The 24,241-nt window shown below is 43.0% G+C and carries 16 protein-coding genes; 6 read left to right on the forward strand and 10 right to left on the reverse strand.

Going from position 1 to position 24,241, the window contains the following annotated elements:
• Positions 1–125: 125 nt before the first annotated feature.
• Together GJU40_RS03190 and GJU40_RS03195 are read left to right on the forward strand one after the other, a co-directional pair.
• Positions 126–413 (forward strand): spore morphogenesis/germination protein YwcE, encoded by a 288-nt coding sequence (locus GJU40_RS03190; protein ID WP_154306303.1) that lies wholly within the window; start codon positions 126–128, stop codon positions 411–413.
• 1,051 nt (positions 414–1,464) lie between these two features.
• Positions 1,465–8,298, forward strand: a complete 6,834-nt coding sequence (locus GJU40_RS03195; protein ID WP_154306304.1) for a pullulanase — start codon at positions 1,465–1,467, stop codon at positions 8,296–8,298.
• Positions 8,299–9,078: 780 nt separating this feature from the next.
• On the opposite strand, the gene qoxD is transcribed toward GJU40_RS03195, so the two are convergent.
• From qoxD to qoxA, 4 genes are read right to left on the reverse strand one after another with little or no spacing between them, the layout of a single operon-like run.
• Positions 9,079–9,393, reverse strand: coding sequence for a cytochrome aa3 quinol oxidase subunit IV (gene qoxD / locus GJU40_RS03200; RefSeq protein ID WP_154306305.1), 315 nt, complete (start codon positions 9,391–9,393; stop codon positions 9,079–9,081).
• Positions 9,393–10,016 carry a cytochrome aa3 quinol oxidase subunit III gene (qoxC, locus tag GJU40_RS03205; protein ID WP_154306306.1) on the reverse strand — a complete coding sequence of 208 codons (624 nt, stop codon included), beginning with the start codon at positions 10,014–10,016 and terminating at the stop codon, positions 9,393–9,395. The genes qoxD and qoxC overlap by 1 nt, the downstream gene beginning before the upstream one ends.
• Positions 10,017–10,029: 13 nt before the next feature.
• Positions 10,030–11,967, reverse strand: a complete 1,938-nt coding sequence (gene qoxB, locus GJU40_RS03210) for a cytochrome aa3 quinol oxidase subunit I (protein ID WP_343031375.1) — start codon at positions 11,965–11,967, stop codon at positions 10,030–10,032.
• Positions 11,968–12,002: 35 nt separating this feature from the next.
• A complete protein-coding gene (gene qoxA / locus GJU40_RS03215; protein ID WP_343031365.1) occupies positions 12,003–12,992 on the reverse strand; it encodes a cytochrome aa3 quinol oxidase subunit II in 990 nt (329 codons plus the stop codon).
• Between the two features lie 492 nt (positions 12,993–13,484).
• Here qoxA and GJU40_RS03220 point away from each other — a divergent pair, with 492 nt between their 5' ends.
• From GJU40_RS03220 to GJU40_RS03230, 3 genes are all read left to right on the forward strand, one after another.
• Positions 13,485–14,819, forward strand: coding sequence for an FAD-dependent oxidoreductase (locus GJU40_RS03220; protein WP_154306307.1), 1,335 nt, complete (start codon positions 13,485–13,487; stop codon positions 14,817–14,819).
• Positions 14,820–15,046: 227 nt separating this feature from the next.
• Positions 15,047–16,681 carry a PTS transporter subunit IIBC gene (locus GJU40_RS03225; protein ID WP_154306308.1) on the forward strand — a complete coding sequence of 545 codons (1,635 nt, stop codon included), beginning with the start codon at positions 15,047–15,049 and terminating at the stop codon, positions 16,679–16,681.
• Between the two features lie 3 nt (positions 16,682–16,684).
• Positions 16,685–17,476: an endonuclease/exonuclease/phosphatase family protein gene (locus GJU40_RS03230; protein WP_154306309.1), complete on the forward strand. Its 792-nt coding sequence runs from the start codon at positions 16,685–16,687 to the stop codon at positions 17,474–17,476.
• Between the two features lie 49 nt (positions 17,477–17,525).
• On the opposite strand, the gene GJU40_RS03235 is transcribed toward GJU40_RS03230, so the two are convergent.
• From GJU40_RS03235 to GJU40_RS03260, 6 genes are all read right to left on the reverse strand, one after another.
• Positions 17,526–18,632 (reverse strand): PRK06851 family protein, encoded by a 1,107-nt coding sequence (locus GJU40_RS03235; RefSeq protein ID WP_154306310.1) that lies wholly within the window; start codon positions 18,630–18,632, stop codon positions 17,526–17,528.
• A gap of 159 nt (positions 18,633–18,791) precedes the next feature.
• A complete protein-coding gene (locus GJU40_RS03240; RefSeq protein ID WP_154306311.1) occupies positions 18,792–19,424 on the reverse strand; it encodes a response regulator transcription factor in 633 nt (210 codons plus the stop codon).
• Between the two features lie 13 nt (positions 19,425–19,437).
• Entirely contained in the window at positions 19,438–20,460 is a 1,023-nt protein-coding gene (locus GJU40_RS03245) for a sensor histidine kinase (protein ID WP_154306312.1), read from the reverse strand.
• The gene (gene liaF, locus GJU40_RS03250; RefSeq protein ID WP_154306313.1) at positions 20,457–21,191 is read right to left on the reverse strand and encodes a cell wall-active antibiotics response protein LiaF; all 735 of its coding nucleotides are present in this window, start codon (positions 21,189–21,191) and stop codon (positions 20,457–20,459) included. The genes GJU40_RS03245 and liaF overlap by 4 nt, the downstream gene beginning before the upstream one ends.
• A 513-nt stretch (positions 21,192–21,704) precedes the next feature.
• Entirely contained in the window at positions 21,705–22,337 is a 633-nt protein-coding gene (locus GJU40_RS03255; RefSeq protein ID WP_154306314.1) for a PspA/IM30 family protein, read from the reverse strand.
• 21 nt (positions 22,338–22,358) lie between these two features.
• On the reverse strand, positions 22,359–22,706 hold the full coding sequence (locus GJU40_RS03260) for a lmo0954 family membrane protein (RefSeq protein WP_154306315.1): 348 nt from the start codon (positions 22,704–22,706) through the stop codon (positions 22,359–22,361).
• A gap of 638 nt (positions 22,707–23,344) precedes the next feature.
• Between GJU40_RS03260 and GJU40_RS03265 the strand changes: the two genes are divergently transcribed.
• On the forward strand, positions 23,345–23,575 hold the full coding sequence (locus GJU40_RS03265) for a hypothetical protein (RefSeq protein ID WP_154306316.1): 231 nt from the start codon (positions 23,345–23,347) through the stop codon (positions 23,573–23,575).
• Positions 23,576–24,241: the final 666 nt, after the last annotated feature.

Raw genomic sequence — 24,241 nt, forward strand, 5'->3', positions numbered from 1 at the left:
AATATTATTTGGAAAGATTGACCATACGTGCTATACTGTTTGTAACAAAATGTTCACAAAAAATTTTTAGATCTGTCACATTTTACTTTTTGTAAGCGTAAACATATAAAAAGGAGCTGGTAAGTATGGACATGTTTTTTGCTTATATGATGATTGCCACTGCAACGCCTCTTTTCTTACTGCCGGAACATAAGAAATTAGCTGCTGCAAGTATTCCGTTTATTTCGGCCATGTGGATTACATTTTTTATGTACTATGGCGCCGAAGCAAGCATGCTGTTCCACACCGCCTTTCTTCTGCTCTTTACACTTAATGTGCTTATGGCTCATTTCGCCGCATTCATTATTTTCGCCATCCCTGTTATCAGAGAGCAAAGGGAGCAAAAACAGCAGCTTGAGGGTGCTGGGAACTAATTGCTCAGAATGAGAAAATCCGTCAAAAATGATATTTCATTTTGGACGGATTTTTTTTTGGATGATTTTTGTTTGGTTGTGAGAAGGGAAGGTGATTTGGAGTACTGGTTAGACGGAGGGTTTCCGCTTATTAAATAATAGGGAAAATAGGGCGAAATAGACGGAGGGTTTCCTGCTATTCCTTTAAGAAGCCTTAAAATGGGGGATTTTCAGCAGCTTAACCGGAAATCTTCCGCTTCTAAAAAGCATCATTTTGGATTTAACCGGAAATCTTCCGCTTATCTTAGATTGATAGAAGAATCTGATGAATGAATAGACGGAGTAATTCCGCTTAAGCAGCGGAATAGGGTGAAAATGGACTTCAATAGACGGATGATTTCCGTCTATTCCCTTAAAAAGCCTAAAAACGGACGATTTTCAGCAGCTTAACCGGAAACCTTCCGCTTATATTGCCTCTAAAAAGCATCATTTTGGATTTAACCGGAAATCTTCCGCTTATCTTGCATTGATAGAAGAATTGATGAATGAATAGACGGAGCAATTCCGCTTAAGCAGCGGAATAGGGTGAAAATGGCCTTCAATAGACGGAGGGTTTCCGTCTAACATCTTTAAAGAGCTCAAAATCAAAGGTTTTTAGCAGCTTAACCGGAATCTCTCTCCCTATCCCCCCTCATCAACAGCCTCAACTAGCTTTAACCGGAATTTTTATTACGCTTATTTTTCGGCTAAGAACAGGCCTAATGAGAGCTTACTAGCAAAATATGTTCATAAATTAATATTTGCTTGCTGTTTAGCTAAATCCATTGTAAAATTAATGCAATAGCGCCCTGCAAACGCTTGCACTAAATATGGAAATTTCCGCTAATATTGGTAGAGTACAACTCAGCACTTTGTGTTGTACACTTGCCTGATCTGGCTGAATTGCCCGTGCAACTTAGTGCAAACGGTTCCATTTTTCCACTATTATGCTTTTCCATTGGAAAAGAATTACACCTTTAAGTATCGTGAGGGATGGCAGACGCATAGTAAAAAAAGGGAGGAAAATAACAGAATGTTTAGAAAATCAAAACGCAGTTTTTCCATTCTTATGACTGTACTCATGCTTTTGAGCCTGTTTCTGCCTTATCTGCCTGCTCCAACAGCAGAGGCATCAGAAGTAAAAGTTACAAATGCGGCTTCAACTGAGCGCAAGATTCGCTTTAACTACATCCGCGAAGACCAGAACTTCGGGACTTGGAATATGTGGACTTGGAATACCGGTGTAAAAGATGGACAGGTTGATTTTACAAAGAAAACTGGAAACACTGCCAGTGTCGACATTCCTGTAAGCGCAGCCACTGCTCAGATGGGCTTTGTCCTGCGCAGCACTACTAACTGGGACACAGCAGAGAAAGAATTCAACGACCGCTTTATTCCCGTAAACAGGAATGATTCAATTACAAAAGCCTTCATTACCAGCGGCGTTGAACAAATCAGGATTGTGCCAGACGGATCAGCTCCTAAGATTGATAAAGGAAATGCTACTTTCTTCTATCGTGATAAGGCGCTTTTCGCATCTGACTCTATGAACAGTATTGAAAAAGTAGAATTGAAGTTTGACGGCAAAACGACAGAAATGACATACGAGCCAGAGAATGAAAGATTTATATTAAACTATAACAGCATTCCAAATGGCAAGAATGAGTATACATTCCTTGTAACAAAAGACGGAGAAACAACTGAAGTTTCCGATCCTTACAACACAGTGGACGGAAAATCCTTTGTAGATTTCCGAATTGCTGAGCTGTCTGTATCCGGATCAGTTACTCCTGCTTCCATTGACTATAATGAAAACGCTGTCTTAACAGTAGGTGTCGATGGACTGACTGAGGGTCTGGAAGCAAGAAGCATCACTGCTGACGTTTCTGCTCTTGGAAGATCAAAGACTCTTAAAATAGATCCTTCCCTGAGAAAAGTTACAATTGCAGTCGATGACAACATTACTGCAGGAACAAAAACCATTCCGGTAACAGTAGTTGACAACTATGGAAATGAGTTTACCGGCGAAACAACAGTGGAAGTGAAAACTCGCCAGACTGTCGGCGAAAATGATTTCGACTGGGATGAATCAGTCATTTATTTCATGCTGACAGACCGTTTCTTTGACGGCGATTCAAGCAATAATGACCCTTATGACATGGGATATGACAAAATTAACGACCGTGGTACATACCAGGGGGGAGACTTCAAAGGAATCACTAAAAAGCTTGATTACCTTGATGCACTTGGCGTTAATACAATTTGGATTTCCCCTATTGTCGAAAACGTGAAACATGATGTCCGTTCTGGTGATCCGGCAGGCCATTCCTATTATGGATACCATGGATACTGGGCAAGCAATTTCGGTGAATTGAATCCTCATTTTGGAACAATGGGTGATTTCCATGAATTAATTGATGCCGCTCATGAGCGCGGAATCAAAATCATGGTGGATGTCGTCTTGAACCATACCGGCTATGGACTTAAGGACATTGACGGAAATATCGCAAATCCTCCAAAAGGATTCCCGACTAACGAAGACCGCGCACGTTTTGGTGGCCTTCTTCGCCAGGGTAACAATGTGGGTGAAGATGAAATCGTCGGTGAGCTTGCCGGCCTTCCTGACCTGAAAACAGAAGAACCAGCAGTACGCGAAGCAATCATAAAGTGGCAGACTGACTGGATTGATAAAGCTACAACTTCAAAAGGAAACACAATTGACTACTTCCGTGTGGACACAGTGAAACACGTGGAAAATGCAACCTGGATGGCATTCAAGAACGCTCTTACTGAAAAAATGCCTGAACATAAGATGATTGGAGAAACATGGGGTGCAAGTGCAGGGAATTACTCCGGCTACCTTGACTCAGGTATGATGGACTCCCTTCTTGACTTCGGTTTCAAGGAAATTGCCCATGACTTTGTGAACGGAAAACTAAATAAGGCAAATGATGCCCTGATTTCCCGCAGCAAACAAATTGACAATGCGGCTACACTTGGACAATTCCTTGGAAGCCATGATGAAGATGGTTTCTTGCACAATGCAGGAAATGATAAAGGAAAGCTTAAAGTTGCCGCTTCCCTCCAGGCTACTTCGAAGGGACAGCCGGTCATTTATTACGGTGAAGAACTAGGCCAGAGCGGAGCAAATAATTATCCGGAGTATGACAACCGTTATGATCTTGCATGGGATAATGTGGAAGGAAACGACGTACTTGAGCACTATAAGAAAATCTTCAACTTCCGTGCTGACTACTCTGAGATTTTTGCAAAGGGTGAAAGAAAAGCGGTCGGCGGATCAGATGCGGACAAATTCCTTATGTTCCAACGCAGCTATAAGGGTGACTCTGCTTATGTAGGCTTGAATGTAGCCAAGGAAGCTAAGCAAATCACTCTGACAGTAGATGCTGGCGCCACTGTAAAAGATCACTATGCCGACCAGACATACACTGCTGATGACGGCGAAGTCACTCTGTCGATCCCTGGAAAAGCGGACGGCGGGACTGTGCTTTTGACAGTGGAAAATGGCGCAATCACTGCTGCGGTATCAGCGGGCAAAAGTGATGGCGGCGGAGATGGAGAGGTAACTCCTGTTCCTGAAAACCATATCCGTATCCATTACAACCGCACTGATAACAACTATGAAAACTTTGGAGCATGGCTCTGGAACGATGTAGCTTCCCCTTCTGCCAACTGGCCGAATGGTGCTACCAAGTTCACAAACAAGGACAGCTACGGCGCTTATATTGATGTGCCGCTCAGGGAAGGTGCGAAGAATATCAGCTTCCTGGTTATGGATGTAACAAAAGGTGATGCTGGTAAGGACGGCGGCGATAAAGCTTTCGCGATCTCGTCTCCGGAAATGAATGAAATCTGGATTAAGCAAGGTTCCGACAAGGTTTACAATTATCAGCCTGCCACCCTTGCACCGAACACAATCCGGATTCACTATGTACGCGATAACAATGATTATGCAAACTTCGGCGCATGGCTGTGGAATGATGTTAAATCTCCTTCTGCTAAATGGCCGACTGACGCTACCATGTTCGACAAGACAGACCTCTACGGTTCTTACATTGATGTAGAACTCACAGAGGATGCAAAGAACATCGGCTTCCTGGTCATGGATGTAACAAAAGGCGATGAGGGTAAAGACAGCGGTGATAAAGGATTCAACCTTTTAGACCGTTATAACGAGATCTGGATCAGACAAGGTGACAACACTGTCTACATCTCCCCTTATTGGGAGCAGGCAACGGGCCTTGTATCCGCTGAAGTCGTTTCTGAAGAAAAGCTATTGCTCGGTTTCACGATGACTGAGGGAATGACAGAAGATGCACTGAAATCATCCCTTGAGATTAAAGACTCCAAAGGTGATGCAGTTCCTGTGACTGCTGTTAAAATCACTTCTGATAAAACAGTTGAAGTGACTGCAGAGATTGATTTGGCGAATATTCCACTGACTGTAACCTATGCTGGCAGAACTGTTTCCGCCTCTTCCGGCTGGAGGATGCTGGACAGCATGTATGCCTACGATGGTGACGATCTTGGCGCCACTTATAAAAATGGCGGTGCGACACTCAAGCTTTGGGCTCCAAAGGCTTCAAAGGTTGTGGCAAACATCTATAACAAGTCCAATGCTGCCGAAAGAATCGGCCAAGTTGACCTAAGTAAAGGCGACAAGGGTGTCTGGTCGGTTAACCTGACTCCTGGAACGCTGAACGTAACTGATTTCAAAGATTACTACTATCAATACGAAGTAACAAATGATGGTGTTACAAGGAAAGTCCTTGACCCATATGCAAAATCCATGGCGGCTTTCACTGTCGATACAGAAGGTAAACCTGGACCTGATGGAGATACTGTAGGTAAAGCTGCAATTATCGACTTGAGTGACACAAATCCTAAAGGATTCTCCCATGCGAAAATTGACGGCTATGAAAAGCGTGAAGATGCAATCATCTACGAGGTGCATGTACGCGACTTCACTTCCGATCCTTCAATCAATGGCGATTTGAATGCAAGATGGGGTTCATACACTGGGTTTATCGATAAATTGGACTACATCAAGTCCCTTGGTGTGACTCACGTCCAATTGCTTCCGGTCATGGCATGGTACTATGGCGATGAAACGAAAATGGGCGAAAGGGAACTTCACTACTCTGCTGGCGGAAATGAATACAACTGGGGTTATGACCCTCACAGTTATTTCTCACCAGATGGAGCTTATTCTTTAGACCCGACTAATCCTGAACAGCGCGTGAAAGAGCTGAAAGAACTTATTGATGCGATCCATGGTGCTGGAATGGGTGTCGTCTTCGATGTAGTTTACACGCATATGGCTAAAGCTAGCATGCTGAACGATATCGTTCCAAATTATTACTCATTCCAAGATGCGCAAGGAAACTTCCTTGGCGGATTCGGAAACAACCTGGCTACTAACCGTACAATGGCTGAAAAGCTAATGGTCGATTCTGTTAAGTACTGGTTCGATGAGTACAAAATTGATGGAATGCGTTTCGACATGATGGGCGACGCAACTTACCCATCCATCCAGAATGCTTTTGATGCAGCGGCTGAAATTAATCCTGATGCCCTCTTCATTGGAGAAGGCTGGAGAACGTTCGCCGGCCACCTATCCGACCCTTCACTTGCAGGTATGGGTGCGGACCAGGATTGGATGGACAAAACGGATAGTGTCGGAGTATTCTCTGACGAAATCCGAAATGAATTAAAATCTGGTTTCGGTTCCGAAGGCGAGCCTCGCTTCCTTACCGGCGGAGCTAGAGACATCAATGTCATTTTCAACAATATCAAAGGACAGCCAAGCAACACGAAGCATGACGATCCCGGCGATATGGTTCAGTACATCGAAGCCCATGACAATATGACGCTATATGATGTCATTGCCCAATCTATTAAAAAGGATCCTGCTATTCCAGCAAACAATGAAGAGATCCATAAGCGGATGCGTGTCGGAAACTCCATCATCCTGACTTCCCAGGGAACTGCTTTCCTTCATGCGGGGCAGGAATATGGAAGGACAAAACAATGGCTGGATGAAGGAGTTCCCGAACAGAAATATCATGAGTTGAAAGACGCTCAAGGCAAATCGTTCGGTTACTTCATCCATGACTCTTATGATTCATCAGATGCAATCAATATGTTTGACTGGGAGAAGGCTACCAATGCCGAGAAGTTCCCAATCAACGTAACAACAAGCAATTTTACTCAAGGCTTAATTGATTTGAGAAAATCGACAAATGCATTCCGCTTAGGCGAAAAAGGCCTTGTTGACCAGAATGTGAAATTGCTTAATCTTCCTGAAATCAAAAGAAATGACCTTGCCATTGCGTATGAAAATAAGTCTACTGATGGCACTGGCACATATTATGTATTCGTCAATGCCGATGAGCAAAATCGTACATTCACATTGGGAGAGTATGACTTATCTCAAGGTACGGTTCTTGTAGACAGTGACGAAGCAGGGGTTACAGGAGTGAAGGAAGCATCTGGATACGTGCTGACTGACAAGACGTTGACCATCGACCCGCTTACAACAGTTGTGATCAAAGTTGGAGGCAAGACAGCTCCTGAAGCTCCAAGCCCGGAACCTGTTCCTGTGGACACTACTCCACCTGTTGTGGAAGGAGTGAAAGATAACACGTCTTATAACAAGGATGTAACAATCTCCTTCAATGAAGGCACGGCTACTTTGAATGGAGCAGCTTTTGCAAACGGTACTGTTGTCAAAGCGGAAGGAACGTATACACTCGTTGTCACAGATTCTGCCGGCAATACGACAACTGTCAAATTCACGATTGATAAAACTGCACCAAAAGTAGAAGGTGTTTCCAATGGTTCTTTCACTAATAAAGACCTAAAGGTAACATTCAACGAAGGCAATGCCACTCTGAATGGCAAAACTTTTACAAGCGGTACTGTCATTAAAGCTGAAGGCACCTACACTCTAGTCGTAACAGATGCAGCCGGCAACGAAACAACCGTGAAATTTACCATTGATAAAACTGCACCAAAAGTAGAAGGTGTTTCCAATGGTTCTTTCACTAATAAAGACCTGAAAGTAACTTTCAATGAAGGCAATGCCACTCTGAACGGCAAAGCTTTTAAGAGCGGTACTGTCATTAAAGCTGAAGGCACCTACACTTTAGTCGTAACGGATGCAGCCGGCAACAAGACAACCGTGAAGTTTACCATTGATAAAACTGCGCCAAAAGTAAATGGTGTCACAAACGGGGCACTTTACAACAGGAATGTGGCAATCGCATTCAATGAAGGCACAGCTACACTCAATGGAAAAGCAATCAAGACTGGTACTGTCGTCAAGAATTCCGGTACCTACACAGTAGTAGCAACAGATTTGGCTGGAAACAAAACAACTGTGAAATTTACAATTGATAAAACCGCTCCAAAAGTCAGCGGTGTTTCCAACAATGCACACTACAATAAAAATGTTAAGATTTCCTTCAATGAAGGTACAGCAACTTTGAACGGAAAAGCTTTTAAAAACGGAACTGTCGTTAAAGCTGAAAGAGCGTATACACTTACAGTTACCGATAAAGCTGGAAATAAGACAGTTGTGAAGTTCACAATTGACAAAAAAGCGCCTGCTGCTCCTAAAGTAAAAGCTTTGAAGAGTACAGACAAAACAGTAAGCGGAACGGCGGAAGCACATTCGGTTATTACTGTTAAAGCTGGAAACAAAGTGATTGGAACAGCAACAACTAATAAAAATGGCAAGTACATTGTAACAATCAAAGCTCAAAAGAAAAACACAACACTCACTGTCACTGCAAAGGACCGAGCAGGGAATGTAAGTAAAGCTGCAAAAGTAAAAGTAAAATAATAGGTCCGGCTGAAACACCCCTGTGCAACAGTACAGGGGTGTTTTTTTACGCCTATATGTCGTATTTGAGGAAGGATAATAAAAGTAATGAGGCGGTTAACATCCCTAACACTTAAAGAAGAAAAACGGAAGTTCAATAGGGTTTGGTCCTGATGGGTCCTCAATAGACGGAGAATTTCCGCTTATTGCAAAAAAACGGCTAAAATCGCCCCTAATAGACGGAGGATTTCCGGCTAATTCACTAAAAAACCTCAATTTGGATGATTTTAAGCAGCTTAATCGGAATGTCTTCCCTTATTTTCTCTGAAATTGGGTTCCATTTGGTTTTAGCCGGAATTTCTACCCTTATATTACTGCCCAAAAAGGCCCTATCCGGAATTCCTACCCTTATTTTTCTCCGTTTCCCTTTTAGTGAAAGTCCTCACCCAGCTTAAGTCCTGATAAAGATATTAAGTGGAGCATTTCCGCTTATTGCAAAAAAATGGATAATATCGCCCCCAATAGACGGAGGATTTCCGGTTAATTCACTAAAAAACTTCTATTCGGATGATTTTAAGAGCTTAACCGGAATGTCTTCCCTTACTTTCTCTAAAATTAGGTTCCATTTGGTTTTAGCCGAAATTCCTACCCTTATATTGCTGCCCAAAAAGGCCCTAATCGGAATTCCTACCGTTATATCAAAGCCCCAAAAGGATTCCACCCTGCACCTACTCCACAAAGCACTCTAAACAATAAAAAACCCCCGCACCAAGCATGCGAGGGTTGAGATGATCTAGCTGATTAATGATGTGTGTGCATTCCAAAGTTTAGAATCCATACAGAGCCGGCTACAATGACGATTGCAATGAAAGCCGAGAACAGCATGTTGGCTGTTTGGTGTCTGCCTGAGCTGCTTTCTTTCATGTGCATAAACATGAGCAGCTGAATGCCAGCCTGTACGAATGCTAATCCAAAGATGATGATCAATACAGGTACCAGCGGCAGATCTGTTCCAAGAATGAGCCACATTGCGAGCAATGTTAATGCGATAGATCCGAGAAAACCGATGAGATGTGACCAAGGAAAATGGTTTTGAGATTTACTGTTTGCCACCATTATACACCTGCCAATCCTAATAGATATACTCCTGTGAATACGAAGATCCACACAACATCAAGGAAATGCCAATATAGACTAGAGATAAAAACTTTTCTTGCGGTATCAGGCGTGATTCCTCTTTGCCATACCTGTATTAGGATGAGGATGATCCAGCCGATACCCAGTGTAACGTGAAGCCCGTGCGTTCCGGTGAGAACAAAGAAAGCAGACCAGTATGCACTTGTTTGAAGCGTAGCCCCTTCATGAATATAATGAACGAACTCGTAAACTTCCATTCCGAGGAAGCCCGCTCCAAGAAGCAATGTGATAGCCATCCAGATGATGAGGCCTCTCTGGTTGTTTCTTCTCATTTCATGGATTGCAAGGCCGCACGTAAAGCTGCTTGTTAAAAGCAGCATTGTCATGATGAGTACGCCTTGAGCTTCGAACAGTTCAATTGGCTTGATGCCGCCTGCAGTCCTGTGAATCAGGACAAAGTAGGTGGCAAACAAAGTGGAGAACAGCGCTATCTCCGCACCAAGGAACATCCAGAAGCCAAGAATATTTAATCTGCCGGTTTCAGATTGATATTCTAAGGGCGTGTCAGGACTATGATTTTCATTGTGATTTGCATATTCCATTGTTCACGCCTCCTTATACAGATACTTTTTCTTCTGTTTCTTTTATTTCTTCTACGCTGACATAGTAACCTTTGTCATAGTCAAATGATCTGATGATCATGCATACGAATGTTCCGATGAGACCAAGAATGGCCATCCACCAGATAGAGAATACAAGTGCAAAACCAGAGATGAACAGGAAGAGTGACATCACAATCGGTACACCTGCATTGCTAGGCATATGAATCGGTTTGTACTCGACAGGACGCTTTCCATTCACTTTTTCATCTTGCTTGATTTTCCAGAATGCATCAAGGCTCTTTACTTCCGGCGTTACTGCAAAGTTATAGTGCGGCGGAATAGCTGATGTTGTCGCCCACTCAAGTGTGCGCCCATCCCAAGGATCTCCTGTTTGGTCGCGCTCCGCATAACGTGCACTCCAGTAGATGTTGTAAACAAATACAACAAATCCTACTGCCATTCCAACTGCTCCGATAGAAATAATGATGTTCATTGTTGTCCAGCCGTCTGTCTCTGCATACGTATGAATACGGCGAGGCATACCAGCAAGACCAAGGAAATACATCGGGAAGAAGCAGACGTTAAATCCAATTGTAAACAGCCAGAAGCTGATTTTTCCAAGTCTTTCGTTCAGGCGGTGTCCGAACATTTTCGGATACCAGTAAATCAAACCTGCGAAACATGCAAATACTGTCCCTGCAATCAGCACATAGTGGAAGTGAGATACCAGGAAGTATGTGTTGTGATACTGATAATCTGCCGCAGCCATTGCAAGCATAACCCCTGTAACCCCGCCAATTACGAAGTTCGGAATAAATGCCAATGCCCATAGCATCGCAGTTGTAAATCGTATCCGGCCCTTATATAAGGTGAAGAGCCAGTTGAATATTTTAACACCCGTAGGAATGGCAATGGCCATGGTTGTGATCGAGAAGACTGAGTTAACAGCTGCTCCCTGACCCATCGTAAAGAAGTGATGGACCCATACAACGAAGCTCAGTGCTGAAATCGCTACGATAGAGATAACCATCGCTTTGTATCCGAACAGTGATTTTCTCGCAAAGGTTGCAATGATCTCTGAGAAGATACCAAAAGCAGGAAGAATAACAATATAAACTTCAGGATGTCCCCAAATCCAGAACAAGTTGACCCAGAGCATCGGCATACCGCCGTCTGCCAGGGTAAAGAAGTTGGCTCCAAACAATCGGTCAAAAGTCATAAGTGCTAATGCAACAGTTAATACAGGGAAAGCGAAAATAATAATCAAGCAAGTGATCAGCGTAGTCCATGTAAACATAGGCATACGCAGCATTGTCATACCCGGTGCTCTCATTTTCAAAATGGTTACAAGGAAGTTAATCCCTGTTAAAAGCGTACCAATACCTGAAAGCTGAAGTCCAAGCAGATAATAGTTTTGTCCCGGACCAGGGCTCAGTTCATTACCGGCAAGCGGCATATAGCTGGACCAGCCTGCTGAAGGCGATCCGCCGAATACGAATGAAATGTTGAACAGCATTGCCCCGAAAAAGAAAGTCCAGAAGCTCAGGGAGTTAATAAACGGATACGCTACGTCCCTCGCACCTATCTGCAGAGGAACAACAACGTTCATTAATCCAATCAGGAACGGCATCGCCATAAAGATAATCATGATGGTTCCGTGAGTGGTGAAAATTTCGTTGTAATGCTGGGAATTCAGAAACTCAGCTTCGGGCAATGTCAGCTGAACACGCATCAGCATGGCATCTACACCGCCGCGGAAAAGCATCAAAATCGCAGCAATAATGTACATGACACCTAGTTTTTTATGGTCAACAGTTGTGAGCCATTCTGTCCACAGCCATTTCCACTTTTTAAAATATGTGAGCACAAAGATAAGCCCGATGGTTGTCAGCGCAATAGAAACTTGCGCACCAAGGATAAGCGGGTCATCTAGGATGAGGTTATCTTTGATAAAATCAAATAATGCCACTGGGTTTCCCCCCTTTTTTAGTGAGAATGTTCATGATCTCCCTCTTCGGAGTTTTCATGTCTGTCATGTTCTTCTCTTGTTTTTATGTCGTCCATATCTGTGCGGTCCTCATCCTTGCCTTTTCCATGAGGATCCACATGAACACCATGCTTGTCACGCGCGTTCATTGCATATTCAGCATCATGCGCATGATCCACAAAGTCTAAGTGTGTGGAAGAGAATGTATGAAGTCCTGTCTCGCCCGGAAGCATAAACAGTTCATATTGATCTTCAGTCAGTTCAGGCGCAGTTGCCTGTGTTTCTTCTACCCATGCCTCGAATTCATCCTCAGGCTTTGCGGTTACTTCAAAGCGCTGACCGGAGAATCCCTGGCCGGTAAAGTTAGCATTTCGGCCCTGATAGACACCAGGCTCATCTGCTTGAAGATACAGCTGAGTTTCCATTCCTGACATGTTGTATTTTTGCCCGCCAAGCTGAGGAATCCATAAAGCAGCCATGGCATCAGCTGATGTTAAACGGAACAGAATTGGTCTTTCCGTCGGGATATTCAGGTAATTCACAGTTTCAATGTTTTCTTCAGGATAGCTGAAGACCCATTTCCAATCGACAGAAGTGGCATGGACTACTAACGGCTCTTTGTGGGCTGTCTCTTTAGGTGGTCCTTCCAAACTGTATATAACCTGTACAGTTGGTATTGATAAAGCGATAACAATGATAACAGGTATCACTGTCCAGACAATCTCAAGAATCTTGCTGCCTTCCATTTCAGGCGGCTCATATGCCATATTGTCGGGACGCTCGCGGTATTTGAAAACAATAAATGTAAAGAGAACAAAAACCACAATGACAATAAACAGCATAAAATAAATGGACAGCATAATTAAATCTTTCTGCTGTGCTGCAACTGGCCCCTTTGGATCAAGCACAGCCATGCTGCTGCATCCTCCAAGCAGAAATACTGAAAGCACCATGCTCAGCATGATAAATTTCCTATATAACTTATACACGAAGGTTCACCATCCTTCCCGGATTTTCTCCAAAAAAATTAAGTAGATTCATAGCAGTAAAAAATGTAAAAAAGACACAGTTAACCACTAAGAGCATTTACCCTCACTTTACCAAAATAAACATGAACATAGAATGCCGAAAAAGAGTTGTCAAAAGTATTTCATAGATTAGTCACCTTTCGGACAAAATTTGTTCATATTATTGTCAATAGATAGCATTACTGGAATATAAAGCGTTTAAGCTATCTCAAAATAATAAAGATGAAAATAAAAGCGATGCGGCTTTCTTACAAAAGTACTTGCAGAACCTTACTTATAATATACCGTAAACTCACGCACTTGTCATGTGAAATAATTCACAATTTAGTCATTGTTTTTTTACGCAGATTATCATATACTAAGTTTATCAACTAAATGTGAATTGTTTCACAAGTTTATGTGAAGTTCTTCACAAATTTAATTTACTATTAGAAAACAGGAGGTTTTATATAGATGAAAGTAGCAGTTGTAGGTTGTACGCACGCAGGAACAGCAGCCATTATGAATACGGTGAAATTGTATCCGCAAGCAGAGATTACAGTATATGAAAAGAATGACAATGTCTCATTCCTGTCTTGCGGAATTGCTTTGTATGTTGGCGGAGTCGTAAAAGATCCACACGGCCTCTTTTATTCTTCTCCTGAACAGTTAGAAAGTCTTGGGGTTAACATGAAAATGCAACATGAAGTTTCTTCTATTGATACTGATCAAAAAACACTTTCTGCGAAAAATCTTCAAACAGATGAAGAAACGACGGATACCTTCGATAAACTGATTGTGACAACAGGCTCATGGCCAATCATGCCGAGAATTGAAGGAAGCTCTTTGAACAACATTGTGCTTTGCAAAAATTATGCTCACTCCCTTCATATTATCGAACGCGCCAAATCAGCCCGCCATATTACGGTTGTCGGTGCAGGCTATATTGGAATTGAGCTGGTGGAAGCATTTGAAATGAGCGGCAAAAAAGTGACTCTGATAGACAGCTCAGAGAGAATTCTAAACAAATACCTTGATGAAGAATTTACAGCACAAATTGAGAAGGATTTTACTGATAAGGGTGTGCAGCTTGCCCTGGGCCAGACAGTTACAAGCTTCAGCGGGAATGATTCTGGTTCTGTGAAAACAGTTGTCACTACTGCCGGAACATACGAAACAGATTTAGTTATTCTCTGCATCGGCTTCCGCCCGAACACCGGGCTGCTGAAAGGCCAGGTTGATATGCTGCCGAACGGTGCGATTATCGTTGACGAATATATGCAGACCAGCAAAAAAGACGTATTTGCGGCCGGAGACAGCTGTGCTGTATTGTTTAATCCAACCGGCAAGCATGCCTACATTCCGCTTGCAACAAATGCAGTCAGAATGGGCACACTTACAGCAAGAAACCTTGTCGCTCCTACTACAAAGTATTTAGGAACGCAGGGAACGTCCGGTATTAAAATATTCGATTTTAACATTGCTTCTACAGGTCTGACCGAACTTGCTGCTGCTGATGCAGGTATAATTGCAGAGTCCGTTATGATTGAAGATTCTTATCGTCCGGACTTTATGCCTGATAATGAGGATGTAAAATTGAAGGTTGTGTTTGAAAAGGACAGCCGCAGGGTGATTGGTGCCCAGGTGATGTCAAAAGCAGATCTGACTCAATCTATCAACACATTGTCTGTGTGCATACAAAACAAAATGACTGTGGAAGATCTAGGATTTGTAGATTTCTTCTTTCAGCCGCATTATAACAAGCCATGGAATCTCCTCAATCAGGCAGGCTTGCATGCAATGCAATAACAATCACAACCAAAGCACCCGCTTCTTCGGGTGCTTTTTTGTATGCTGTGTATGCTGTATAACTGCTGCTCCACTTCTCTTCTGTTTATCTGTGAAAAATTTTTACTTGCATTATGAAAACCCTTTTATTAGAATATAGTAGATTCAAATATGCAAACGGTTGCACTTGCAGCCTCTTTTTTTACTAGTTTATGAAATCGATTCCATATAAAGAAAGGAACATATTTATGAAAAACTTACTCTCATTTGATTTTTGGCAAAAGTTTGGAAAAGCCCTGCTGGTGGTTGTCGCAGTGATGCCTGCTGCAGGTATTATGATCTCGCTTGGCAAATTGATTGGAATGTCAGGCGGAGATTTAGCACTTGTGCAAACGATTGCGCGAGTGATGGAAGATATCGGCTGGGGTATTATCACGAATCTGCACATTCTGTTTGCTGTTGCAATTGGCGGTTCGTGGGCGAAGGAACGTGCCGGCGGAGCATTTGCAGCTTTGATTGCATTTATATTAATTAACAGAATTACCGGCGCTATTTTCGGCGTTAATAATGATATGCTTGCAGATTCTTCTGCAACCGTACAATCTCTATTCGGCCAGGAACTTGCCGTACAGGACTACTTTACTTCTGTGCTTGGCGCTCCCGCTTTGAACATGGGTGTATTTGTCGGAATTATAGCAGGTTTTCTCGGTGCCAACTTATTCAATAAATTCTATAACTATGATAAGCTTCCAGACTCACTGTCGTTCTTTAACGGAAAGCGCTTTGTGCCTTTCGTTGTTATTGGAGGAGCTGTTGTAACAGCTGTTGTACTCGCTCTGGTCTGGCCTTTTATCCAGGGTCTGCTGAATGATTTTGGCCGCTGGATTGCTACTTCACGCAATACTGCACCTGTTATTGCACCGTTTATTTTTGGTGCATTGGAAAGGCTGCTTCTGCCTTTTGGACTTCATCACATGCTCACCGTGCCGATGAACTATACAAACCTTGGAGGAACCTACACAATTCTGACAGGTTCAGGTGCAGGGCAGACAGTTGCCGGACAGGATCCTTTATGGCTCGCATGGATAGCGGACTTGAACAACTTCCTGGCTGCCGGTGACCTTAACAGCTATAATCAGCTGTTAAATGATGTAACTCCTGCCCGTTTCAAGGTGGGACAGATGATTCTTTCTACGGCATCATTGCTGGGCCTTGCCTACGCAATGTATAGAAATGTAGACATTGATAAACGTAAAAAATACAAGTCTATGTTTTTCTCTGCAGGTCTTGCTGTATTTCTGACAGGTGTAACAGAGCCGATTGAATTTATGTTTATGTTTGCTGCCCCGGTTCTTTATGTGATTTATGCAGTCACTACCGGACTGGCATTCGCCATTGTGGATATTGTAGATATCCGCGTTCACTCTTTTGGCATCATAGAGCTGTTAACTAGAACACCAATGATTATAAAAGCAGGGTTGTGGCTAGATCTTCTGAACTTTGTTCTTGCTTGTCTCGTGTTTTTCGGATTGAACTTTGCCATTGCCAACTTTATGATTAAGAAATTCAATTTCCCGACTCCTGGGCGCAATGGAAATTATATTGAAGAAACTGAAGGCAATGGTAAAGCTGAGGTGAAAGCAGGCTCACAGGCTCCGGCTATTATTGAACTTCTGGGCGGCGCAGAAAACATTGTGGAAGTTGATGCGTGCATGACCCGACTGCGTGTCACTGTTAAAGATCCTGCCAATGTCGCTGGAGAAAAACAGTGGAAGGAAAACGGTGCACTCGGCCTTATTACGAAAGACAAAGGTGTTCAAGCAATCTACGGACCTAAGGCTGATGTTCTGAAATCAGATATACAGGATATTCTGGGGAATTAACAGATGAAGCTGTTAACTTTAAACTGTCACTCCTGGCAAGAGGACGATCAGCTCAGCAAAATCAAGATTCTTGCGGAAAGTATTAAGGATCATGATTATGATGTAATCGCCCTCCAGGAAGTCAGCCAGCATATTGAAGAGCCATTTTATGATAAACATATTCGAAAAAATAATTATGCTCTTGTCCTCCTAGAAGAGCTGCAGAACCTTGGCATTCATGACTATCAGCTCTCATGGGATGTTTCCCACATCGGATATGATGTGTATGAAGAAGGATCTGCTATTATTACAAAGCACCCCATCGTCCGGCAGGGTTCCTTCTTTGTTTCAAAAAACGAGAATATCTCTTACTGGAAAACACGCAAAGTCGTTTTTGCGGAAGTCGAGATTGAGAATCAGCTCATGATGTTTTATTCGTGCCACCTCGGCTGGTGGAAGGATGATGAGGAACCTTTCCGCTATCAGGCTGACAGCCTGTTAAGGATGACGGATACCGGGCAGCGCGCTTTTCTGATGGGCGACTTTAACAATAATGCATTTATCCGCGGTGAAGGGTACGATTATCTTATTCAAAAGGGCTTAACAGACACTTATACTGCCGCTGAAGACAAGGATGCAGGCATCACCGTAAAAGGCGAAATTGCAGGCTGGGATAGGAATAAGTCCAACCTGCGCCTGGATCTGATTCTTACGAATATGCCTGCAGCAGTCTCCTACTCAAAAGTCATCTTTAATGGCATCAACAGAGAAGTGGTCTCAGATCATTACGGCGTTGAAACAAACATCATCTTATAAATGCACGTGCAAAGCAGCCTCTTCCACATCCGGAAGAGGCTGCTTTCAATTAGTATATGATTTGTTCCGCTGCCAGTCTTTCAAACTCTGAAGATATCTCTTCAGCAGCTTCATTCACACTTAAAAAATTCATTGAAGAGGTATAAATAGCTTCCACCTGATCATGAAGAGCTTTTGCCTCTGCCAGATAAAAAGTTCCCTGTTTCATTCTTTCAGCATATCTGCTGGAGATTTCCTTCAGCTGTACTGCAAATTTTTCATCTGTTCCCGGCAGGATCGCGAGGGCATACATATCGAGAATTTCATCTCCCTCTCTTTCGGGGAAATACTCATGAGGAGCGGTACTGTCAAAAATGGCGATTCCCGCTTCCCTCAAGATCACCATGTCAAGGCTGTCAGGATCAAATCCGCAATGGTACACTTCCGTATCATAGCCTCTTTTTTCTGCCTCTGCTGCAATTTTCTTTAACATCGTAGACTTCCCGGATCCAGGGCGCCCTTTGATGAATATCCTTCTCTGCACATCTTCAGTCAGATTAGGCACATAATCCACCGCTCCTCTTGAAGTAGCCGCTCCTAAAAAGCGATGAATCACCTTCGCCTTCTTGTTCAAATTTTCTTCCTGAAAAAATTCTGATAGAAGCTTTTGTGTAAGAAGATTTGCCTTTTTAAAATTCATATTTTCTATAAAAATCTTTTCCCAATCATCATGTATTCTTAAAGCCTGTGAAAACTCATGATATGCACTTTGATATGAGGATTGAATATTTTCTCTCAGCGCAAGAAGCTCCTTCTTGTGCTTTCTCAATTCAGAAGAATTCCAGCCTGCTCCCAGATTGATATATTCCTCAATAGCTCCAGGAACTCTTGGCTCAATAATGTGAGGAGCTGTACCGTCTGCAACACCCGCCTGCAGCTGAGGAAGAAGAATGCCGTCAATAGATTCGTGATCAGATGAACAATGGATATATTCTACGTCAAAGCCTTTTTTACTCCAAGTTTCTCCCAGCTTTTTCATTAATGTAGACTTCCCAGTACCCGGACCTCCTTTTAAAATATACAGCCGCTGCAAAGGGTCCAAAGAAGAAGCATATAAACTGTGAAACCCCTTGGCTGTGTTACCGCTCGCAAAATAATGTCTGATTTTACCAGGCAATATAAGCACCCCTTCTGTTTTGTAAGATAATCTACAGTATGCAGCAGGGGGCGATGGGTGAATGCCCAAGATACCATAAGGAAGCCTGTATCTGGAAGTCTAGGAATTATTTCCTCATCCACTCTGTTTTGGCGCAAAATAAAAAGCCCCTGCGGAGCTCTATTCTACCAACGTATGTTTAAATGCATAAATAACTGCCTGAGTACGATCCTGTACCTGCAGCTTGCTGAGGATATTGCTGACATGCGTCTTGGCTGTTTTCAGCGCAATAAACAGTTCATCCGCAATTTCCTGATTTGTTTTTCCCTGTGCCATCAGCAGGAGTATTTCCATTTCCCTGCTTGTCAGCTGATCATGAAGGTGACTTTGCTCCTTTTGGCGCATTTTCAACATCATCTTGCCAGTCACTTCCGGTTCAAGGACTGTCTGGCCCTGATAGGTGGCACGAATTGCATCCGCAATCTCACTCGCCCTGGAGGTTTTCAGCATATAGCTTGATGCTCCTGCCTCCAAAGCCGGATACACCTTTTCGTCATCAATGAAGCTCGTCACAATAATCACTTTCGCTTCCGGCCATTCTTTCATAATGTTTCTTGTCGCTTCAACTCCATCCATTTTTTCCATGACGAGATCCATCAGAATAATATCAGGCCGAAGTTTCAGGGCAAGTTCCACCCCGCTCGCTCCGTTGTCAGCTTCCCCGATGACCTCTATATCAGGCTGAGCTGATAAGTAGGAAGAGACCCCGATTCGTACCATTTCATGATCATCAACAAAAAGAACCTTAATCATTGTTTTCACCTGCTTAAAGAATAATTGGCACCTTTACTTCAAGGCGTGTGCCTTTGTCTTTTAAACTGACAATCTTCGTTGTTCCGCCTATTTCTACCGCTCTTTCGTACATGTTTTGCAGACCGTATGAGCCTGCTTTTGTTTCTTCCACATTAAAGCCGATGCCGTTGTCAACCACTCTCATGATAATCAGTCCGTCCCTGTGAATCAGCAGTACCTCAAGCTTTGTGGCCTTTGCGTGCCTTAAAGTATTAGATACAGATTCCTGCAGAATCCGGAACAGATGGTCCTCGACTCCTTTATCAAGCTCCATATCCTCCACTTTCCATTCAATCTCTAAAGGAACCTTTTGAGTAAGTTCGATTAGCAGTTCCTTCATTCCTTCTTGCAGGGTTTTTCCTTTCAGCGGAACGGGCCGCAAATGCAGAAGAAGTGCCCTCATTTCAAGCTGAGATTGATGAATCATTGACTCCACCATTTTCAGCTGCCTGTCATCCTGCCTGCCTTCTGCCCTGCCCTCTGTGACAGCGGACATCATCATAGATGCTGCAAAAAGCTGCTGGCTGACTGAATCATGCAGCTCCCTGGCGAGTCTGTTTCTTTCCTGTTCTACAATTTCCTGAATTCTTACTTCCTGATTCGTTGCTTTTTCCGTAGCCATTTTTTGAAAAAGCTTCGCCTGTTCTGCCTGCTGCTTCTGAATTTTTAATAGAGAGCCTGCAATCATGTCTCTTTCAGGAAGTGAGGCTAGTTTTTCTTCCTGAACAGGTTTTCCCTGCTCAATATGAAAAAGCTCGCCGCTCAGGGATTGAAACTGATTTCTCCAATGCATGCCGGTAAAAATGCCTGTGAAAAATCCTGCAGCACTGCTCAAGCATCCGATAAAGACGATAAACGGCATGTCATAAACTTCTGCCTCCCATAGGGAAGAAAGCGTAACGGAAGGAAATACCCAAAGGAAGGCCGATGATAGCACAGCGGCTATACCGAGAGAGAGCAGCACATGCAGAAGCACCTGGCGCAGTATTGTCTTCATATGCGGCTCACCTCAATTTCTCCAGTGAACATAGAAGTGACAATTTTAATCTTCTGCTTTGCTGTGTCGTAATTCTCTGTCTGATAGGAAACAGAAGCATTCAGCAAATTTTGCTCCTGCTGCTGAAAAATAACGGTAGATCCGTACAAAACAGAATGCCTGACACTTACTTCAACCTCATAGGGAACAAGTACTTTCACATTTCCAATCAGGCTTCTAATCATGATAACAGCTTCTCCGTCCGGCAGAACCGTGTTGCTCAAGTCAATGATCGTGTCACTGATGCCGGCCTGGAACACTACATCGCTCCACTCGTAGGCCTGCTCCGGTGTCTGCTGCCTGCCTGCGAGCACATTTTTAAAAAGAGGCTCTTTTTTCAAAAGCGGCTCTGACAGCGGCTCTGCAGTAGAAGGTTGGATACTGGGGATTATGACTGCTGGCTTCTGCTTTGACTGGGTATACTGAACGAAAAAATAGATACAGCCTGCCAGCAGAAGAAAACGAAATGTCATCATATTTATGATGGTAAAAAAAGAGGTAACCACGCCGATCCAAAAAAGAATTTTCCCTGCAGATCCGGTCAGTTTTTTCTTTCCGATATAAATCATAGCAAGGGAAACGAGAAGGGAGAAAATCAGCCCGCTGTCAAAAAACAGCAGTTCAAGAAGCAGCAGAAAAAAAGCTGCGTATAGTATCCACTGTGCGGCATTTCTTTGCTTTGTCCTTTCCATGGCCTTTCATCCCCCTTCCTTCATCGTATGCAGCATGCGAGCTTCCATGTATTAAAAGATTCGGTGCTTTATCTATCTCTTAGGTATCGCCAAAAAATAATTATGTGCAAATTCAATATTTGCGTGATCATCATGAAAAAGCTGGGCTCTATCTGGTTTGATGAACCGGGGATTGAAAATAAACGGAGCTTTTCCGGTTAATTGCAAAAAACAGTTTTTTTCAGAGTAAATAAGAGGAGCTTTTCCGGTTATGCTGATAAAAAGCCCCCATTACAGGCTGTTTTAGGTCAATAGACGGAATGTCTCCGCTTATATGAGGCTTTTTGGATGCTATTTTATAAATAGTCGGAAATGTTCCGTCTATCTATCAGTTGAATGCTTATCTCGCAAAATCAATGGTGTATACAGTGGGCAATAAGTGCAAGCGAAACAACTGTCCGCTGTATCTCAAAGCCTTAGGAAAAAAGGCGCAGCATGTAAAAGTGTGCGCCCCTTTTAGAATAGCAGTTTGCCTTAAGAAAGAGAATTACTTTCTTTCTGTTCAAGCTCTTTTTTCAGCTCTTCAATTCTGGCATCCACTGATTGATGTTTCCAGTTCTTCGGCTCCTGCTTATCCAGGCAGGAACCCATTTGCTCAGATTTTGCTTCAGAAGCAGCGGAGTCTGCTTTCTCCAACTTATTCAAGTTGTACTGAGCTCTTGCCATGTTCTCTTTTCCCATGAGCTCCATTCGTTTCAGATACATATCCTTCAGCTTATGATTCATTTCTTCATATTTACTTTCCAGATTTCTTAGTTGCTGCGCAGCTTCCTCCATAGAGGATTGTATTCTTTTCGCGCGATTTTCATAGATTGACCGCTCGTGCACAACAAAGTCATACAGCTCCAGCTCACCCGCCCGGCTGGCCACTTCAGCCTGCTGTTTTCGTTTTTCAGCCATCGCGGCAGCCTCTTGGTACTCTTTGGAGAATTCGTCTTTTAGAATATGCTGCCTCTCAATGAGCTTTCTGACTTTCTCTGTTTCATATTCACTATCTCTCAGATATTTGTTGAGCATACTGATGGGGCTTTTTTGATCCTTTTCATCCAATAACTCATTCAAATCGGCTGTGATGGTATCTGTTAATCTTTGAAAAAAGTTCATCATCTCTGTTCTCTCCCCTGATCATTATTTTGTTTGTTTCAAATTACGCCATTCTTTTTCAAAAGACGTAAAAGGGTCGCCGCTCTCTTGTTTGCCATGGCCGTCCGAACGCCAGCTTTTCACGACAAGATACAGTACATACGCTGCCACAAGGCCCAGAAGTGCTGGAATGTTGGCGAGTGTGGCACTTGCAATGATGATGCCCGCAATCCCCCAGAGAACCTTCGCTGATGTCGACTTCGCTTTCATAAATTCTCGGAAAACGAAATACAGAAGCACCAGAGTGACAGCAAGTGCAAGCATAGAGCCGACGTTTGCCAGCAGAATCAGAGCTGCAATTCCACCTGCTGCAAATAAGCCAAATTTCTTCATCTTTGTTTCCTCCTTTCTTCATGTCTCTATCTTACCTGTCAGGCAAAAAGTTCATAACGAGCCTGCGCTTTATTTTCAGCTAGGTCCTGAGCCGTAGGGGAGAGTAAGTCCTTATGGAGTGCTGCCTTCCTGTTTCTGCAATGTGTGGCTGGCGCTTGCTTCTTATGAAGAGTGCTGAACTCCTTTTCAGCACTGGTGTTAAACACAAAAAAATCCGGCATCGGCCGGATTCAGATGGTAGACAAACTGGAGAATTCCCAGTTTGCCTGCGGTCTTTTTTAAATATAGATAGAGAATCAATGTGGTTAGATTTCCACTCCGGTTGGACGCTTTCCACGGGCGGGCTTCGTAATAGCGTTTACGTGCAGCCTTCCGCTTCATATATGGCACCATCATATTATAATCGTAATCGCATTCCATATCATATGGACCGCAATTCCGGTGTACACATTGTTGTCTTTTAATCTTACATACAAAAATCCAGCGGCCAGTATGCCGTAGCTACGTTCCCAAACCGACTGCAAAAATGATGCTACCACTTTTTAATAAATTTCAATAAACTAATTTCTAAAAATTTACAATATTAATTTGCGAGTTTTCTGACTTTTTTATATGATATTAAAATGGGGGTGTATATCATGCTAGAAGCGCAAAATAAAAAACAAAATCCACAAGGTATCATCATCGGACTTATGGTCTTTATACCATTAGTGCTCGCCGCTTTTATGCCGCATATCGCATGGGTATATTTTACAGGCGTTCTAATCTATGGCTATCACATCTATCTCACTAGAAAGTTGATTCTAAAAGATATAGGATCCTTTTTAGTATTTGTATTGTTCGTTTATCTTTTAGAGCGATTGCTGTAAATAGGATTAAACATATTGAGTCACACAGAAAAATAGGGGAGGAGCGGCTTACACCCTCACAAAAAGGGTCTGAGCTGTTCCTTTTTTTGCCCTTCCGGTGGCTACATGTTCCTTATACCCCTGAAAATTGTTCCTTTTTATGCGATGTCGCAGTCTACCTGACTCCCTCAAAGACACGGTCACGCCTTCTGATTTCAACAAACTCCTTTTCATGTTCCTTTTCTGTTCGAGATGTCCCTGCGATGTCCCTCTCTTTTCCCGCAAAAAGGAGCGGTTGAATCCTTTACTACCAAGGGCTCAAAGAATCGTGTTCCTTTGTTCCTTCTTTTTCTAAGTAAAGACTGTAAAAAAGAAATATATATATACGTGTTACACATATAAAGGTTTCCCGCAAAAACCAGGAACGGAGGGACGTATCTCGAATTCAAGATATTCCGGTGAGAGCAAGTGTTGCAAACTCCCGCAAAAGCAAATTATGTTTTTCTGATCAATCCTTTTTATCTAGAAGTGATGAACGATGATGATGTGTAGGACCAGTATGTTGGTTGCTATTGTGTAAATTGTACCGTACATGTTCTGCCTCTTTTAGTTAGCTTCCAAATATGATGCTGACTGAGCTTTTGATGGTTCCTACTGTAATAGAGACTTCCTTTGTTGTAGTTGTAT

Source organism: Metabacillus lacus (assembly GCF_009674805.1).
GTDB classification, from domain to species: Bacteria; Bacillota; Bacilli; order Bacillales; family Bacillaceae; genus Metabacillus_C; species Metabacillus_C lacus.